Below are 16508 nucleotides of genomic sequence, written 5' to 3' on the forward strand. Positions count from 1 at the left end.
GTTTTACTTTAAAACTATTTGCTGAATCAATGAATCAGCCCATAGGATATAGGTATACTCTTTTTTTAAATGCTTATAAACTTTAATTTGCTGATAAGGTTTAACTGCAAGGTATTGAAAATCGTAAACATGTTTCTTCATTAAAGTAAACTTCTCGTTTTTATGTATATCTATTTGAACAATATCGTTATTGTCAGGCAGAGTGTCTAACTTCAATATTTCAAAGTTAATTTTTATTTCAGGCACATTGTTTTTTTTTAATTGATAAAAAATCTTATGAAATATGGTGTTAATTTTTTTTCGCCTTAAATAGGCTTTGACTTCAAACATGTAATAGTAAGCATATGCTATACTTTTAGCCCGAATTGATTTTTTGTCGAATAATATATGATATTCAAAATCATACTGTAAAGTGCACATCCTTTTTTTGTAATCAAAATAACCTTTGGAAAAGTCCAGGATTGAGATGTCGTTATCAAAGCACCAGCTAACGAATTTTAAATTGTTTACATAGCCAAGATTGAATTTTGAATAGTCGATGTCAAATACAGTAATAGCATCTATAGCTATATTTGTGCTGTGGTAAATAAATTTTATGGCAATAGGTTCATTCTTGTTATAGATTACAAATAAGGATGCTTTTTTATCTTGAATTAAAGGGTATGCAACCTCTTTGTAAAAATTCCATTCAGATTGTTGTATGTTGTTGTTGTATATGCCTTTATCGGCGAATCGTTTTTGCAAAAGAAGCAGGAATTTTTTAAAAATAAACTCATATTCAGTTTTATCAATATCTCCGAAATACATTTTAGTAGTTAGATCAAAACATTCATCTAAGCGCCTTGAAAACCTCCTCATTTTTGCTCGAGTATTCTTGCTAAAAGTATGTAATAGGTAATCATCTATGTTTTTAAATTTTTTTAGGTTAATTAGGAATCCTGGATATTGAACAGATTTTAATATCTCTAAATTTTTTGGTATTTCATTATTGTTTTTCTGCAAATGTGGTAAAACGTCATAAATAACAAGAGCTTTCTTTTTATATCCATCTGAATCTATGAGTTTATAGGTATTACCTTTTGTTAGGTTCCTTCCAACATTAAAATAGAGCGAGTTTAAAAAACCTCTATAGAAATTTATTCCATCGATGAATTTAAACTTTTCAATGTCTTTTGAAGAACTAAAATGCTTAATCCATAGTTGTTGGAAAATAGTGTTAGAGAAAGGGTCGTTTTTTAGTTCCATTATATACGAAATTGCTATCAGGCTTTTTTTGCTTCTATGTGTATATGGCTTGTTCTAGCACTACTACTTAGCTTTGCTTTGCATTTAATGATGGGCAAATCCATTTTTCTCAATAATTTTTATAATATGTTCTTCTTTAAACCCACATTTTTCAATTTAAAAGATTATGCTACCACCACCAATACCCGCTTCAATTGCCATACCAAATGTGTTGATAGGATATTTATCTAAAAAATGTACCTCAATAGATGTTAAAGACTGCTTTTCTGACCAAATCTTGAATAATCTGCTTGAATATAAATCTTTATTGGAATTGAAACTCATAACATGTATTTAGAGTAAATTTTAGGTTTTCGGGTAGTTCAAAATTCGACAAAATTTTGCTAATTAAGAAGTAGTTGGTGTATTTAATTTAGGTCGCGAAAATAGGCAAGTGCTTAACATTGGTAATCTAGCTATATGTAGAAAGAATTCCGTAGTAAAAATTTGCATTCAATTCTTAGGAAAAAATAGCTTTAAATAGGTAGCTTTAGCTATTTTATATGAGTTTTACTTTACAAAACAATTACTATTTGTTTGATCTGTACATTGGGAAGTACTCAAAGTTTTCTATTGTTTTAGCTTTAAAAACCAATGCGCTGTAAACGTCTAGGTTTATAATAACCTTCCAAAGGTTAAAGTCTTTAAAATCTTTTGAAAATGTTGATTTGAAACGGAATAGTGAATCGTCAAAATTTCCACCTATGCCACCTCCTAGATTAAAAAATGAGTATCCGTTGTTTGTAGCCATTATTCTCATTTCATCAATAAGGAGTTTTGTTGGTGCTTTGTCCAAAAAAGCGTTTCTAGTTCCAGATAAGTGGTATTGAACAATTCCATTTGAAATCATGAACAAACATCCAGCAATGGTCTTGTTAGTATCTTTGTCAATAGCCAAAAGAATTTCTGTAGTAAAATCTTTGGAACTGAATAGTTTTTCAAAATATAATTCATCAAAGAAGTAAAAGCCATCCGCATCAACCTTTTTCATGTTTTCATAATAAATGCTTATAAATTCTTTTAAATCTTTTTTCGTAGTTCCGCTTTTTACCTCACAATTTCTACGGGATTTATTTATGTATGTCCTTAATCTTCTTTGATAGTGAGATCGTTGTGCTTCAATGTTTTTTGTGATGTCTATATTTACTACTTGTCCTCGAGTTACTATCTGCCCTAAATCATTTAATATTCTCGATTGATTTGGTATAAAAGGATTTAATCTTGAAAATGCAGATACAAAATTATTTGATTTTAAAAATTTTGCTATCTTCCTTATAAAAGTAGAATTGTCAAAATCAGCGGTGACTCCCTTACTTATAGGGCCTGCATACCCATAAACTGAAGTAAGGTCTTTGTATTGAGTACCTTTAATATTTCTAATTAAAAACGGAATACCAATTAATACATTTGAGTCCTCATATTTTAATAAAATAGGAGTCTCATTATCAGATTTGGAAATGATGTGATATTCATAAGTATGATAGGTGTCATAAACTCCTACTAAAGATAGGAAAGCATTCCAATCTTTTCGATTTTTTATAACTTCAATTTTCAATTTCTTAGGGAGTATTGTGTTTGGAGCTAATAATATTTTTTTAATAAAAGTAAATATATATTTTTAAATGAAAACTAATTACTAGATTAACGTCCATTTTTTAAGTTATTCATGATAAAAGTTTAATTCCATAATTCTGTTATAATTTGAAAAAATCATTCACTTTTACAAGTAGTTTAGTATGCGTTTGTTGTATTTGTATTATGTTTTTTAGAGTTAAAAAACACAATTAGTATGGATGTCCTAGGCTAAGACTCTAGTTTAATTAAATCTAACTTTAATTCTAGAAGGAGTTATGTCATATAGTTGAAAAAAAACTTATATTTTCTTCTTATTAGATGGCTTTTTTCTGAGATAATAAGAAATATTTTAAATCAATTTTATCTTTTATGAGTTAGAATTTAAAAGTTTAAACAACATGTCATTTTTGTTTTACGTCAGAAATCAGATAAAGTTTATGTCAAAGTCAAAAATCTAAAGCATGAGATTATTTATATTTTTCGAAGAGCTAGCTTTCGTATAGTTCCCGCACATTTTTGGACTTTATGAGGCTTTATAAGTTTTCCACTGTTTCTTTCGGTAAACATCGAAGGTATCCATGTGCTCGTCCTGATTGATTACAACATCGGATTTTGCCAGTATTTTCAGCACAGTCCAATATAATATTTTCATATCGAGTGCTAAGCTAACGTTTTCTACATATTCTACATCTAATAAAAACCGCTCTTCCCATGCTAGGCTATTGCGGCCTTTTACTTGTGCCAACCCTGTAACTCCAGGTCTGACTAAGTGTCTTTTTTTTTCAGTTTTATTGTAATAAGGAAGATAAAGAACTACAAGTGGCCTTGGTCCTACTAAGCTCATATCTCCTTTTATTACGTTGAGCAATTGCGGGATTTCATCTAAAGAGGTTTTTCGAATAAATGTTCCAAGTTTTGTAATTCGATTTGCTTGATTCTTAAGTTCACTTTCATTCTTGTTCGGATCTTTCATAGTTTTAAATTTGATGATCTTAAAAATTGTTTCATCCTTTCCAGGACGCTCTTGCAAGAAGAATGGGGAACCTTTGAAATCAATCGATAAGATTATTATCAAAAGGATAAAAAGTGGAGAGAATACTAAAAAGCCCAGAATTGAAACGGTAAGGTCACAAGGACGTTTTAAATAAGTAGCGTATATGTTTTTAGACATAGGGTAATCGATTTGGCAATAAATTAGCCTTAGTTATATATGCAAATAAAAATAAATAATTTAGCTATTACCAATTTAGCCGACAAAAAACCAATTCGTAGGACATGTCACAACTATTAACTTACAGCTGATCTTTTCAGGTTTATGTAAAGTGAATAATCGTCTTGTAAAGTAAATAACACGAATCTACCTACAATAACGGAAATACTACCTATGCGCATCCTGTAGTCAAAAAGTCGACTTTTTTCTTATATAACTACAGACCATTCAAAGTTGTCTGGGTCTGGCCCATAACGATGGTTTCTATCCATATCATCAATAAATTTCATATCCGATTGTGATAGTTCAAAATCAAATATATTAGCATTGGAAATGATACGTTGTTTTTTAGATGATTTAGGAATAGTTATCACTCCTTTCTGTAGATCGTATCTCAATACGATTTGAGCAATGCTCTTGTTATATTTATCCGCCAATTGTTTAAATTCTGGCAAGTCAAAAACTTTGCCTTGCATTAAAGGAGACCAAGCTTCATATTGTATTTTGTGTTGTTGACAGAAATCAATTAGGTCTTGTTGAACCAGAAAAGGATGAAATTCCATTTGGTTCACCATTGGGGTTATCTCTGCGATTTCCATTACATCTTCTAGTTGATGTCTTAAAAAATTACTAACTCCAATAGCACGAACTTTTTTCTGCTTATATAGTTCCTCTAAAGCAAGCCATGTATCAGTATATTTACCAACTACCGGCCAATGTACCAAGTAGAGGTCTAGATAGTCCAATTGTAATTGCTCTAAGCTCTTGTCAAAAGCTTTTATGGTCTTGTCATAGCCATGGTCACTATTCCATACTTTGCTAACCACAAAAACATCTTCTCTCGGTAAATTACTATCCTTAATGCCTTGGCCAACTCCGCTTTCATTTCTGTAAATTGGCGCCGTATCTACATGTCTATATCCCGCCTCAAGGGCCCAGCGTACTGCATTAATTACTTCTTCGCCATTATGAGACATGTATACGCCCAGACCCAGATAGGGCATTTCTACACCATTATTTAAAGTGAAAGTACCGGACAAATCAGAAATTTGATGCTTCATAATTATTTTTTCAATTTTATAAACCTACATTTAGAGTAAAGCATACTATATTTAATTAATAATAAAGCTGAAATGTTTTATTAGATTGTTAGTTTTAAAAAACGAAGATAATACTTCTTTGCTAATCCTGTATAAGTGTATTGACTATTTACACTTTCATGAAACTAGATTCTAGTTTGAAAATTAAATTTTTTAGAAATCGTAAGATTTTACACGAAAAACAGGAACGTAGTAACCCCTATAAATAGACTTTACGTCGAATATAAACCATTAGGTTCAGAACTTTTAAAATAATATTCCTAGTTTTAAATCGTTTTGCTCAATGTTAAAGAACAAAATTTTATTGAACATTAAAAGAACTATATTTAATAAGAACAAGTTTAAATGAAAGAAGAATATTTAAAAAAAGTACAATCTGTAGACGATTTAATAACATCATTTTACGCTTGTCTAGGTGGTGAACCTGGAGAACCAAGAGATTGGGAGTTCTTTAGATTCTTGTTTCATCCCCAAGCAAATAAAATTGGTTACGAAAAAGATATAAATGGCAATCTAAGGCCGCAGTTTATGTCTCCTAACGATTATGTTGAACGTATTGGGTATTGGTTTGATAATACTCGAAAAACTGCTTTTTACGAAAGAGAAATTGGAAGGGTGGTAGAGACTTATGGAAACATGGGGCATGCATTTAGCCATTGTGAAGCTTTCCACAGTAAGGAAGATATGGTAAACAACAAGCCTTATAAACAAGATATAAAAAGTATACAATTGGCTTACTACCAAGGTAGGTGGTGTATTATAAACATGTTTTGGCATGGTGTTTCACCAGAATTTCCTGTTCCTGATAGATATAAGAAATTCCAACAATTCCCTTAAATCATTTATATAACTCAATAAGCTTATGAGATGATTGAACTCTGTAAAGTGGGTTTATAACTTACACTGATTAATGTTGCTTTGATACAATTTAACCCGTTGATATTTTTAAGTTATAAATTTATGCAGAGAGATTGCACAAACAAATAATGCATTATGTATAAGAAGTTTTTTAAAAGATTTTTAGACTTTTCTATATCATTTGTGGCGTTGATTATATTATCTCCGTTTATTATTGCCTTAATTATTGTATTGATGTTTGCCAATAAGGGTAGACCATTTTTTTTTCAAAAGAGACCTGGTAAGGATGCAAAGATATTCACTATTATAAAGTTTAAAACTATGAGAGATCCAAGAAAAAATGAAAGTGAATTGAGCAATCAAGAGCAGCGCATAACAAAAGTTGGTGCATTTATTAGAAAGACCTCCTTAGATGAACTGTTACAACTTGTTAATGTTCTAAAAGGGGATATGTCACTCATCGGCCCTAGGCCACTATTAATTGAATATCTTCCCTTATATAATCAAGAACAAGCAAGGAGGCATTTGGTAAAACCCGGTGTTACTGGATGGGCACAGGTTAATGGCCGCACAGCACTATCATGGGATGAAAAATTTGCTCATGACATATGGTATGTTGACAATCTGAACTTTAAAACCGATTTAGATATCTTGTTAAAAACTATTAGAAAAGTATTTAATAGAAATGCAATGGCCTCTATAGAGAACGCTTCTTTTGGACTGTGGGAAGGAAACTCTCAATAGCTCTCCTTTCCGTAAAATTCATAACCCAACAGTAAAAAATGATTAAGTTTTACCTGTCTTAAAGATAGAACGATATTTTTTTAATTATACAAGAAAAAAATTTTGAACCTAATAATAAATAATTAGATTTGGGCGGTAGCACAATTTAGAACCAAGAAACTACACAGTTATGAAGACAGTTATGATTTTAGGAGGAACCAAAGGTGTTGGGAACGAGGTGCTAAAATCCTGCTTAAAAAAGGGTTACAATGTGTCCTTCTGTGGCAGAAACCTGGATGAGGGTACTAAAATCATACAAACGTCGGAATCCGCAAATCGGCTATATTTTCATAAGATTGACTTGAATGACGTTCAGGACATCGAAGCTTATTACCTTCAAACCATAGAAAAATTTGGGAAAATTGATGCATTAATTTTGTATGCGGGCATAACACCCATTTCATCCATCATTGATACGGAAGAGGATGTTTACGACAGTGTTTTTAATATTAACCTCAAAGCTGCGTTTTTTATGTTAAAGCACGTACTAAAATCTATGATGGCATCTAAAACTGGTTCCATCATTTTCTTTGGATCTCCACATATGGATTATGGAGATATTGACAGGGCACCATATGCAATTACGAAAAATGCACTTTACGCACTATCAAATCATATTGCACATCATTATGCTAAACATGGTATTAGATCAAATTACTTGGTAATGGGCTGGACCGACACAGAAGGGGAGCTCAAGCTAAGAGCCGAAGAAGGCATTAGTGGAGAGGAGTTAAACAAAATTGCAGGAGATATTATTCCCATGGGGCGTTTGTTAAACAAATTAGATCCATTACCAGCAATCATGCATTTAGTTTCTGATGAATCCGCTATGACAACTGGCTCATTGATACGAATAACTGGAGGACATTATATTTAACCAAACTGCACTTATGAATCCGTCACTTATATGTCATACCAATTCAGAATTGTTAGAAGGCCCTGTATTTGACCACAATGAGAATCTATTATATTTTGTATCTATTTTAAATGGCTTGGTTTTTTGCTACAACCCTTCAACTGGAGAGATTTTGAGTGTAAAATTGGATTCTCCTGTGAGCTGTGTCTTTTTGTTGGATAGGAAGAAAAGAATTATGGTAGCCTCTAAAAATGGTTTTTTTGAAATAGACTTTACTACATTGGAAAAACACTTTTCCTTTCAAATCGAGATAGGAGATTCTGTTAGATATAATGATGGTATTAAAGATCCAGAAGGAAGATTTATCATAGGAACGATGGGATACCCAGAGGTTAAGAATAATGTAGGGAAAGTCTTTTCATATTCAAACGGAGAATACAAGGTTATAATCGAGAACACAACTATTTCCAATGGATTGGCATTTTCACAAGATGGCCTAAATCTTTACTTTATTGATACCCCCACCAAGAAAGTGGCCAAATATGCTTATGATATGAAAACCGGTTGTGTTTTATTTGAGTCTTACGTGATCGAATTTAAAGGAGAAGGGAGTCCCGATGGTATGTGTATGGATAACGAGGGCATGCTATGGATTGCAGAATGGGGAGGAGGTCGTGTATCTCAATGGAACCCTAAAAGCGGCAAGAAAATAGATGAACGAAAATTGCCATGCCCAAACGTAACCTCTTGTTGTTTAGATAATAATTTAAACTTATATATAACAACTGCAAAGTCTTGTGATAAAGATGATGTTTACGGAGGTGGACTTTTTTATGTTGAATTAAATTAACAGTAATTATGAGTGAAGTTAGTATCAGTGTTATTGTTCCAGTATATAAGATAGAAGCCTATCTTCCCAAGTGTATAGAAAGTATTTTAGACCAATCATTCACTAACTTTGAATTGATTTTGGTTGATAATGGTAGCCCAGACAATTGCCCTGAGATTTGTGATGAATATGCTAAAAAAGATGACCGGATTAAAGCAGTTCACAAAGCGCATGGGGAACTTTTAAGTGGTAGGAAAGAAGGGCTTAGGAATGCTAAAGGAAAGTATGTTGCTTATATTGATGGTGATGATTGGGTAGATAAGTTTTATCTCGACATTTTATTCAAACTTGCCGAAGTTAACAATTCTGATCTCGTAGTAACAGGACATTTTAGGGAGTTTGATGGAAAAATTGAAACAATACGACCGCCTTACACAGGTGTTTTTGATGAAAACGACATTAAAAACTCTATACTTCCGAAAGCCATGTACAATGGTGCCTTTTGTGAACACGAAATATCTACCTATGTGTGGAGCAAGCTTTTTAAAAGAGAATTGCTAAACCAAATATTGTTTGAAGTTCCAGATGACATTGTAATGGGAGAAGATGCTGCTATTACCTATACCTATTTGTCAATTTCAAAAAAGCTTACAATAAGTAGAATTCCACTTTACTACTACAGGCAACGGCACGATTCCATCTTAAAATCTATTAAAAACACGACCATTGAGTTTTACAGATTGGGGCTCTTAAAGAATTTTTTAGAGAAAAAGTTGAGTCCTTATCTCGATAAAGAAAACTTAGATACCCAGATACTTTATTACCTTTACTCCCTGATTTTGGTTAGGTCTGGAGGGTTAATCCACGATGCCTCGGGAAATATTATTTTCAATCCTTTTTTAAAGGCAACAAAAAACTCAAAAGTTATAGTATATAGTTCGGGTTCTTTTGGTCAGCACCTTTTATCATCGAATTACAAAAGCAATTTTTTCCAAATTGTTAAATGGATAGATATTGATTTCCATGAAATGAGTATAGGCGACAATTTTGTTAATCCCTTTAGTTCTATTGTAAATACAGAATTTGACTTTTTTATAATTGCCACAATCAATCCTTCTGCATTTAAATCGATAAAGGAAGAATTGGTGCTTATGGGAATAGACAGCAAAAAGGTAGTGCAAATTAATACGGATGAAAAAGAAATAAGGCAACTGTTTTCACAATTGGGCTTTGATAAAAACTTAAGGCAATAGGTAACAGGTCTGTATTTGAATATTTAAAGAAGTGTAAACTCAACAAGGGCAATCGGGGGTACTTAAAAAAGCATAATTTTTTCACATAGAAAGTTCATGATCCATTCATAAACAACAGAAGTTAAACGTGTGCGCACAACTACCAGACTATACTACTGTTTGCTCTAAGGTAAGTAAAAGGCCCTCATCAAGAGTGTAAATAGGTTTCCATCCCCAAATGTTAAGTAAGTCAGGATTAGCTTTTGCTTCCATAATTTCGTTTTCCCGATAGGGCAAATTCCCAAATCTAAGGTCGGTTTCTTCATTTCCCGATACAGCCTTAAGGGTTTCCACAAAATAACGTAAGCTACAGGATGAGCCCGTACCCAAATCTGTTTGGGTATAAGGTGCTTTTAAATCGGCATATTTTTTTAAAGCCAATTCAATAGCAGTCACGACATCGCCCACATATATAAAGTCTCTCTTTTGCTCTCCAGGTGTCAAGTCTATAAAAGGGGTTTTTCCTTTTATGGCTTTTACCATACTACTAACAAATTTAGATTCGGCATCCCTAGGTCCATATGGGTGGTACAATGTAAAATCGATTACTTTACAAGTATCGGCTTTGTTGGCTATAAGTTTAAGCCATTGAGAACATTGTTTTTTTGACAGTGCATAATCTTGCAAATAATTATAGCCTTTACCTTGGGTAATAAAACTGCCAATATTGATAAATATCTTGGCGTTATATTTTTGGGACAGTTCCAGTAAGTGAATTGGTAAATCAACATTTACGTCAAGTAAACTTGGTACAGATTCACCGGTTCTTCCATATTTGGTTGCCGTATGAACAATTCCAATAGGCTGGTATTGTTCAAAAACTTCGTCTAAAGGCTCGTTAGTACTACAGAGTGTTATCTCCCCAACTTTTAAGCGTTTTAGGTTTTTAGGAGATCGCACCAAACCAATAACATTATAGGTTTTGGCCAATTGTAGAACTAAGTGATGTCCCAAAAACCCATCGGCTCCGGTTATAAAAAGGGATTGCTTCATCATATTAGATTAATGCAGAAAGAATTCTTCTATTTGTTTTTGGCAAAGTTCTAAGGCATTTTTTCCCTCAGAAAACGATTTATACCATGCCACAATTTGCGACACGGTTTTGTCCATGCCCCATTTGGGCTGCCACCCCAGTTCTTGTCTTGCAGTAGAAATATCTAAGCGTAATAAACCGGCTTCATGAAAAGTGTCACTACCTTCAACTCTGTATGATGCAGATTCACCCCAAGCCTTACAAACTTTATCGATTAGCGATTCAACTGTCCTGATATTGTCATCCTCTGGACCGAAATTATAACTTGATGCCAATGTGTTGCTTGTTGATAATTTCCAAATAAGATGTAGGTATCCACCTAAACAATCTAGGACGTGTTGCCACGGTCTAACGGCTTTTGGGCTTCTTATCACCACTTCCTCTCCAGACTGAATGGCCCTAATAAAATCGGGAACCAATCTGTTTTCTGCCCAATCGCCTCCTCCTATAACATTTCCTGCTCTTCCCGTAGCCACGACAGTATTAGAATCAGCAAAAAAAGAATCGCGATACGATTGTGTAGCCAATTCAGAACAAGCTTTACTATTGGAGTAGGGGTCATGACCTCCCAAAGTGTCTGTTTCACGATAGCCCCAAAGCCATTCATTATTCTTATACACTTTATCAGTAGTAATGTTAAGGCAAACATCTATATTAGGCATTTTGCGAACTGTTTCGAGCAAATTCACCGTACCCATTACATTTGTTCCGTAAGTGTAAACGGGATTCTTATATGACTCAATTACTAGTGGCTGAGCGGCCATATGGATTACTATATCTGGATTGGCACTTTCAATGGCATTCTGTAACTTAGAAAAATCTTGTATGTCTCCTATATAAGAATTCATCTTTTCGTCTAACCCAGCATAATCGAATAAGTTTTGTTCTTGATCGGGAGCAAGAGCATAACCCGTTACTTCGGCCCCAAGGGCTTGCAGTAAAAGTGTCATCCAAGAGCCTTTAAAACCAGTATGTCCGGTCAAAAAAACGCTTTTTCCTTTATAAAAGCCATCATATGCTACCATGTTTTCCATTTTGCTGTTTTGTTAGCCCACATTTCCTCTAGTTGATTTTTATCTCTAAGTGTATCCATTGGCTTCCAAAAACCTGAGTGTTTAAACGCAAAGAGCTCTTTATCTTCTGCCATTTTTTCCAAAGGTGCTCTCTCGAAAATGGTAGAATCTCCTTCTAAATATTCAAAAACTTTTGGGTCACAAACAAAGAAACCACCATTTATCCAACCACCATCTCCTTTCGGTTTTTCCATAAACTGACTTATACGATCTCCGTCCATTATGAGAGATCCAAATCTTCCATCAGGCTGCACAGAAGTCATAGTAATACAACCAGAATGACTGTTATGGTATTCTACCAAGGCCTTAATATTTACATCAGACACACCATCACCATAGGTAAGCATAAAGGGTTCTTCTCCAACATAATCGCGGGCTCTAAGCACTCGCCCACCGGTCATGCTATGCATTCCGGTATCTAGAAGTGTAATCTTCCAAGGTTCTGATTTATTGTTATGAAAGGTTATATTGTTTTCGGCCAAATCCACAGTAACGTCAGATTGGTGTAAAAAGTAATTGGCGAAAAACTCTTTTACCACATATCCCTTGTACCCTAACAGTACCGTGAATTCATTAAAGCCATAGTGGGAGTACATTTTCATAATATGCCATAAAATTGGTTTGCCTCCAATTTCAATCATGGGCTTTGGCTTCAGATGTGTTTCTTCAGAAATCCGTGTTCCAAGTCCACCTGCTAATAATAAAACTTTCATTTCGTAGAAATTATATTAATGTTAATGTTAGCTAAATATAATACTTACAACGAGGTTTAAGTATTGTATGACTGAGACAAATCTAACTACTTTTTATAAAAGTTTATCCCTTCATGTAATTTTTTCGATAAAATCAATAAAAACACTATGTGGCACAAGGTTTATTCGATATTGATTCTAAATAATCTTCCTGTTACATATTGTATCGATATTTGATGTTCAAGAGTAAAATAAATAAATCAAAAAAGATTATTTTACTTGAGAATTATCTAATTAGATTTTTTAGGGAAATGCTTTCGATAGAGTTTTTTTTACAAAGGTGAACTATCCATAGTTAGCCTAATGTCTACCCTAAATGGCCATTTCATCTCTTAGAAGAGTGCTGTTAAACGTATTTTAAATCCGAAAATCTAAAAACAAGATTCTCAAGCATATTTGTAGTCTTTGTTTTCGAATAGTTTTTGTAGTATTGTGCTAACAAATCATTACATATGCAAAAGAAACTAATAATACTTGGTGGAAACCCTGAAACGGGAGTTTTAGTAGATATTGCGGAATCCATGGGTATTTATACCATTGTAATAGACCCAAATCCCAATGCTCCTGCAAAAAAGAAAGCTTCAGAAACCCACGACATAGATGGTTTTGATGTTGATAAAATTGTAAGTGTTGCCAAGGAAAGAAAAGTAGATGCAGTTTTAGTTGGAGTTGCTGATATTTTGGTAAAACCTTATAGAGAAATTTGTGAGAAACTTAATTTTCCTTGTTATGCTACCGAGAAGGCGGTAGAGGCTTTTTGCAGTAAAGACGGATTTAAGCGCTATTGCGAAAAGTATGGTATTCAAGATATTCCAGGCATTTACTTAACAAACGATTCTGAAATTAAAAAACCCCAAAATATTAACTATCCTTTGATGGTAAAGCCAGTGGACAGTGGAGGAGGAGTTGGAGTTAAGATTTGTAGAGATGATGAAGACTATATTGCTACAGTAGAAAATGTTTTAAAATATTCAAAAAAAGGAGTAGTCTTAGTTGAAAAATATATGGATACAAACTGTGATGATATGGCAGTGTATTATACTTTTAGAAATGGCATTCCTTACCTTTCGGCAACTTTTGACAGGCAACTTACAAGATTACAAGGAGATTCCAGTCCTATAGCACTAGGTACCGTATATCCTTCTAAGTACACCGAAAGTTTTGTAAAAGAGGTGCATCCCAAATTATGTAAAATGTTTGAAGGTTTAAATGTAAAGGCCGGTGTACTTTGTATTCAGTTTTTTGTAGAAAACGATGAGTTCTATATTTATGATCCAGGATTTAGATTACAAGGGGAAGCACCCCATATTCATTTGAATGCTATAAATGGTTTTGACCATCGTAAAATGCTTATTAATTATGCTTTTACAGGTGTTTTCGGAGATGACGATTTTCCACAAAAGAACGATTATAAGTTCAGAGGTAAATCTGCTAGTTCAATTTGGATTCTATTAAAAGGTGGTGAAATCGATAAAATTGAAGGTGTAGATGAAATAAAATCTCATAAAAATGTAGTTTTTGTTGTAGAACGATTTAAAGTTGGAGATACGGTTGAGAATGCGTTTTTGGGAACTGAAAGGCAGATTATTTATAGGATCTATGTTAATGCAGATTCTATTATTGAAATCAATGAAATAATTGAAAACTTTAAAAACACATTGAAGGTTTATGATTCCAATGGGGAAAACATGATATTAGAATGGTTACAACCTTGGAAAGAAAAAGATTATATTATTGATTAGAAAATTTAGTTTAGATAATAAAACCTAAAGGTATGACAAGAAATATTTTAGATGCGTTCAGTTTAAAAGGAAAAAAGGCAATTGTAGTAGGAGGTGCTGGAGACCTTGGTAAAGCAATGGTAGAGGGATTAGCACAGGCAGGAGCCCAAACCGTAGTTATTGATCTGGATGATCGCGTTTTCAAGATTTGCGAAGATTTTAAAGCTGATGGATTAGACGTAAGCGCTATAAAGGCTGATGTGAGTAAGAAAGAAGAAATAAAAGATTCATATACTGCCGCCTTGGAAATATTGGGGGGGACTATTGATATTTTGGTGAACTCTGCAGGCATCCAGAGAAGATATCCTAGTGAAGACTTTCCAGATGAAGAATGGAACAAGGTTATTTCTATAAATTTAGATGCTACTTTTTATTATTGTAAATGTGCCGGTAATACCATGTTGAAAAATGGTGGCGGTAAAATTATAAATATTGCTTCCATAATGAGTGTTTTAGGAGGAATTACAATTCCGGCATATGCGGCTTCCAAAGGTGGGGTAGGGCAATTAACAAAAGCACTTTCAAACGATTGGTCATCTAAGGGAATTTGTGTTAATGCCATTGCACCTGGGTATATGGATACGCAATTAAATACTGCTTTGATAAATGACAAAAAAAGAACTGATGAGGTGTTTATGAGAGTTCCCATGAAACGATGGGGTAGTGGTGAAGATCTGAAAGGATTAACTGTACTTTTAGCTTCATCGGCAAGTGACTACATTACTGGGACAATAATTCCTGTTGATGGTGGATATTTGGGCAGATAGATAACCCTAAATAAACAATCTTAAAAATATGGCTTGCTTGTATTAGTCGTGTACAACGTAGTAAGTAAAAAACATAAAGCCATGAGTTTAGCAAACTCGTGGCTTTATGTTGAGAGAAATGTTTTAAAAGTGCCATTAATTCATCCAATTAGTTTAGATAAAAAACAAAACCAATATTTTAAATAGCATTATTGATTATCCTTAAAAGATCTTTATTTATAATATTTACGTCAAACCTTCTTTCTGCATAGGCCCTACTGCTTAGTCCCATTTCAGTAAGACGTTTGGGGTTTAGAATAAAAAATTCCATGGCATCCACTAGTGCTTCTAAATTTTGAATTGGTATTAAGAAGCCGTTCTCTTTATGAATTACCGTTTCTCTGCATCCTGGCGTATCAGTAGTAATAATTGGCATACCCACGGATAAAGCTTCAAGAATAGATCTGGGCACCCCTTCTCTATAATATGTTGGTAACACGAAAACATCTCTTTGTGACAAATGTTCGGCAATGTTTGACTGTGCTCCATGATATACCAAAGTGCCGTTGTTATGTAGTACATCCAATTCCTCTATTTTCACCGCTGATGGTGAATTTCCAGGAGCTCCAATAATATGAAACTCAGAATTAGGATATTTCGGTTTTAAAATTTTAGCTGCTTCTATAAAAAGTGATGTTCCCTTTTCGCGAATTAGTCTGGTAACGATTATAAAACTTGCGGATTCATCGGATTTTAGATTTTTCCTAAACTTGAATTTTTCCAGATTTACTCCAGAGCCACTTACAACCTCCGTTTTATTTTGTTTGGTTAAAATTTTCCTATCCATAAATAGATTTTTGTCATCGACATTTTGAAAAACAACAACCTTATTTTTTCTGATAGAGCGCTTGTATAAAAATTCGTTAAGCTTTTGCAGTGCTTTTGATTTAAGACTCAATCCCGTAAACGTAAAACCTAAACCAGTAATTAGCGAAACCACAGGAACTTTACACATGTTTGCTGCTACTGAACTATATATTACAGGTTTTATGGTATATGGAAATACCAAGTCTATTTTTTTATTTCGAATTATTCTTTTTAATTCTAAAATGGTTTTGAAATCTACAAATGGATTTAAGCCAGTTCTTTGTAGATTAAATGCTACAGGAATAGCGCCTAGACCCTCAATTTCCTTATGATTTTCAGGCGTAAATCCGGGTGCACCAGCATAAACTTCGTATCCATTGGAAATAAGACTTTTTATAAAGTCCCCTCTAAAATTCGTTAGTGAATTCGCCAAGGATGAAACAATCAATATTCTTTTTTTATTGCTCAT

16 protein-coding genes are annotated in these 16508 nt (G+C 33.4%); 7 read left to right on the forward strand and 9 right to left on the reverse strand.

Features of this window, described 5'->3' with window-relative positions; genetic code table 11:
* Positions 1-3: 3 nt before the first annotated feature.
* The 5 genes from EYD45_RS01070 to EYD45_RS01085 form a co-directional block, all read right to left on the reverse strand.
* The gene (locus tag EYD45_RS01070; RefSeq protein ID WP_130962491.1) at positions 4-1245 is read right to left on the reverse strand and encodes a GNAT family N-acetyltransferase; all 1242 of its coding nucleotides are present in this window, start codon (positions 1243-1245) and stop codon (positions 4-6) included.
* A 156-nt stretch (positions 1246-1401) separates the two neighbouring features.
* Positions 1402-1569 carry a hypothetical protein gene (locus EYD45_RS16660; RefSeq protein ID WP_165453858.1) on the reverse strand — a complete coding sequence of 56 codons (168 nt, stop codon included), beginning with the start codon at positions 1567-1569 and terminating at the stop codon, positions 1402-1404.
* 244 nt (positions 1570-1813) lie between these two features.
* Entirely contained in the window at positions 1814-2839 is a 1026-nt protein-coding gene (locus tag EYD45_RS01075; protein ID WP_165453859.1) for a peptidoglycan bridge formation glycyltransferase FemA/FemB family protein, read from the reverse strand.
* 543 nt (positions 2840-3382) lie between these two features.
* Positions 3383-4030, reverse strand: coding sequence for a sugar transferase (locus EYD45_RS01080; RefSeq protein ID WP_130962493.1), 648 nt, complete (start codon positions 4028-4030; stop codon positions 3383-3385).
* A gap of 248 nt (positions 4031-4278) precedes the next feature.
* On the reverse strand, positions 4279-5130 hold the full coding sequence (locus tag EYD45_RS01085) for an aldo/keto reductase (protein ID WP_130962494.1): 852 nt from the start codon (positions 5128-5130) through the stop codon (positions 4279-4281).
* Between the two features lie 384 nt (positions 5131-5514).
* Between EYD45_RS01085 and EYD45_RS01090 the strand changes: the two genes are divergently transcribed.
* The 5 genes from EYD45_RS01090 to EYD45_RS01110 all read left to right on the forward strand — a co-directional run bounded on the left by EYD45_RS01090 (position 5515) and on the right by EYD45_RS01110 (position 9748).
* Positions 5515-6006: a hypothetical protein gene (locus tag EYD45_RS01090; RefSeq protein WP_130962495.1), complete on the forward strand. Its 492-nt coding sequence runs from the start codon at positions 5515-5517 to the stop codon at positions 6004-6006.
* A 156-nt stretch (positions 6007-6162) separates the two neighbouring features.
* Positions 6163-6771, forward strand: a complete 609-nt coding sequence (locus tag EYD45_RS01095) for a sugar transferase (protein WP_130962496.1) — start codon at positions 6163-6165, stop codon at positions 6769-6771.
* Between the two features lie 169 nt (positions 6772-6940).
* The gene (locus EYD45_RS01100; protein WP_130962497.1) at positions 6941-7687 is read left to right on the forward strand and encodes an SDR family NAD(P)-dependent oxidoreductase; all 747 of its coding nucleotides are present in this window, start codon (positions 6941-6943) and stop codon (positions 7685-7687) included.
* A 13-nt stretch (positions 7688-7700) separates the two neighbouring features.
* Positions 7701-8516 carry an SMP-30/gluconolactonase/LRE family protein gene (locus tag EYD45_RS01105; protein ID WP_130962498.1) on the forward strand — a complete coding sequence of 272 codons (816 nt, stop codon included), beginning with the start codon at positions 7701-7703 and terminating at the stop codon, positions 8514-8516.
* An 8-nt stretch (positions 8517-8524) separates the two neighbouring features.
* Positions 8525-9748, forward strand: coding sequence for a glycosyltransferase family 2 protein (locus EYD45_RS01110; protein ID WP_130962499.1), 1224 nt, complete (start codon positions 8525-8527; stop codon positions 9746-9748).
* A 147-nt stretch (positions 9749-9895) separates the two neighbouring features.
* Here the strand turns inward: EYD45_RS01110 and EYD45_RS01115 are convergent, their stop codons facing one another.
* Genes EYD45_RS01115 through rfbF form a run of 3 tightly spaced genes read right to left on the reverse strand, consistent with a single transcriptional unit; the run spans position 9896 to position 12606 of the window.
* A complete protein-coding gene (locus EYD45_RS01115) occupies positions 9896-10783 on the reverse strand; it encodes an NAD-dependent epimerase/dehydratase family protein (protein ID WP_130962500.1) in 888 nt (295 codons plus the stop codon).
* Between the two features lie 6 nt (positions 10784-10789).
* Positions 10790-11854: a CDP-glucose 4,6-dehydratase gene (rfbG, locus tag EYD45_RS01120; protein WP_130962501.1), complete on the reverse strand. Its 1065-nt coding sequence runs from the start codon at positions 11852-11854 to the stop codon at positions 10790-10792.
* Positions 11839-12606: a glucose-1-phosphate cytidylyltransferase gene (rfbF, locus tag EYD45_RS01125; RefSeq protein WP_130962502.1), complete on the reverse strand. Its 768-nt coding sequence runs from the start codon at positions 12604-12606 to the stop codon at positions 11839-11841. Before rfbF ends, rfbG begins: the two co-directional genes overlap by 16 nt.
* Before the next feature lie 491 nt (positions 12607-13097).
* Here rfbF and EYD45_RS01130 point away from each other — a divergent pair, with 491 nt between their 5' ends.
* A complete protein-coding gene (locus EYD45_RS01130) occupies positions 13098-14387 on the forward strand; it encodes an ATP-binding protein (protein ID WP_130962503.1) in 1290 nt (429 codons plus the stop codon).
* Between the two features lie 32 nt (positions 14388-14419).
* Positions 14420-15193, forward strand: a complete 774-nt coding sequence (locus tag EYD45_RS01135) for an SDR family oxidoreductase (RefSeq protein ID WP_130962504.1) — start codon at positions 14420-14422, stop codon at positions 15191-15193.
* A gap of 178 nt (positions 15194-15371) precedes the next feature.
* Here EYD45_RS01135 and EYD45_RS01140 read toward each other — a convergent pair whose 3' ends face one another.
* Positions 15372-16508, reverse strand: coding sequence for a glycosyltransferase family 4 protein (locus EYD45_RS01140; RefSeq protein ID WP_130962505.1), 1137 nt, complete (start codon positions 16506-16508; stop codon positions 15372-15374).

Origin of the sequence: Hyunsoonleella flava (assembly GCF_004310325.1) — a bacterium.
GTDB classification, from domain to species: Bacteria; Bacteroidota; Bacteroidia; order Flavobacteriales; family Flavobacteriaceae; genus Jejuia; species Jejuia flava.

Bases quoted from the DNA above. Each gene is read 5' to 3' on its own strand.
- EYD45_RS16660 (WP_165453858.1), bottom strand. From the start codon at position 1,569: ATGAGTTTCAATTCCAATAAAGATTTATATTCAAGCAGATTATTCAAG.
- EYD45_RS01100 (WP_130962497.1), top strand. From the start codon at position 6,941: ATGAAGACAGTTATGATTTTAGGAGGAACCAAAGGTGTTGGGAACGAG.
- EYD45_RS01080 (WP_130962493.1), bottom strand. From the start codon at position 4,030: ATGTCTAAAAACATATACGCTACTTATTTAAAACGTCCTTGTGACCTT.
- EYD45_RS01095 (WP_130962496.1), top strand. From the start codon at position 6,163: ATGTATAAGAAGTTTTTTAAAAGATTTTTAGACTTTTCTATATCATTT.
- EYD45_RS01110 (WP_130962499.1), top strand. From the start codon at position 8,525: ATGAGTGAAGTTAGTATCAGTGTTATTGTTCCAGTATATAAGATAGAA.
- rfbG (WP_130962501.1), bottom strand. From the start codon at position 11,854: ATGGAAAACATGGTAGCATATGATGGCTTTTATAAAGGAAAAAGCGTT.
- rfbF (WP_130962502.1), bottom strand. From the start codon at position 12,606: ATGAAAGTTTTATTATTAGCAGGTGGACTTGGAACACGGATTTCTGAA.
- EYD45_RS01090 (WP_130962495.1), top strand. From the start codon at position 5,515: ATGAAAGAAGAATATTTAAAAAAAGTACAATCTGTAGACGATTTAATA.
- EYD45_RS01085 (WP_130962494.1), bottom strand. From the start codon at position 5,130: ATGAAGCATCAAATTTCTGATTTGTCCGGTACTTTCACTTTAAATAAT.
- EYD45_RS01135 (WP_130962504.1), top strand. From the start codon at position 14,420: ATGACAAGAAATATTTTAGATGCGTTCAGTTTAAAAGGAAAAAAGGCA.
- EYD45_RS01115 (WP_130962500.1), bottom strand. From the start codon at position 10,783: ATGATGAAGCAATCCCTTTTTATAACCGGAGCCGATGGGTTTTTGGGA.
- EYD45_RS01130 (WP_130962503.1), top strand. From the start codon at position 13,098: ATGCAAAAGAAACTAATAATACTTGGTGGAAACCCTGAAACGGGAGTT.
- EYD45_RS01070 (WP_130962491.1), bottom strand. From the start codon at position 1,245: ATGGAACTAAAAAACGACCCTTTCTCTAACACTATTTTCCAACAACTA.
- EYD45_RS01105 (WP_130962498.1), top strand. From the start codon at position 7,701: ATGAATCCGTCACTTATATGTCATACCAATTCAGAATTGTTAGAAGGC.
- EYD45_RS01140 (WP_130962505.1), bottom strand. From the start codon at position 16,508: ATGAGCAATAAAAAAAGAATATTGATTGTTTCATCCTTGGCGAATTCA.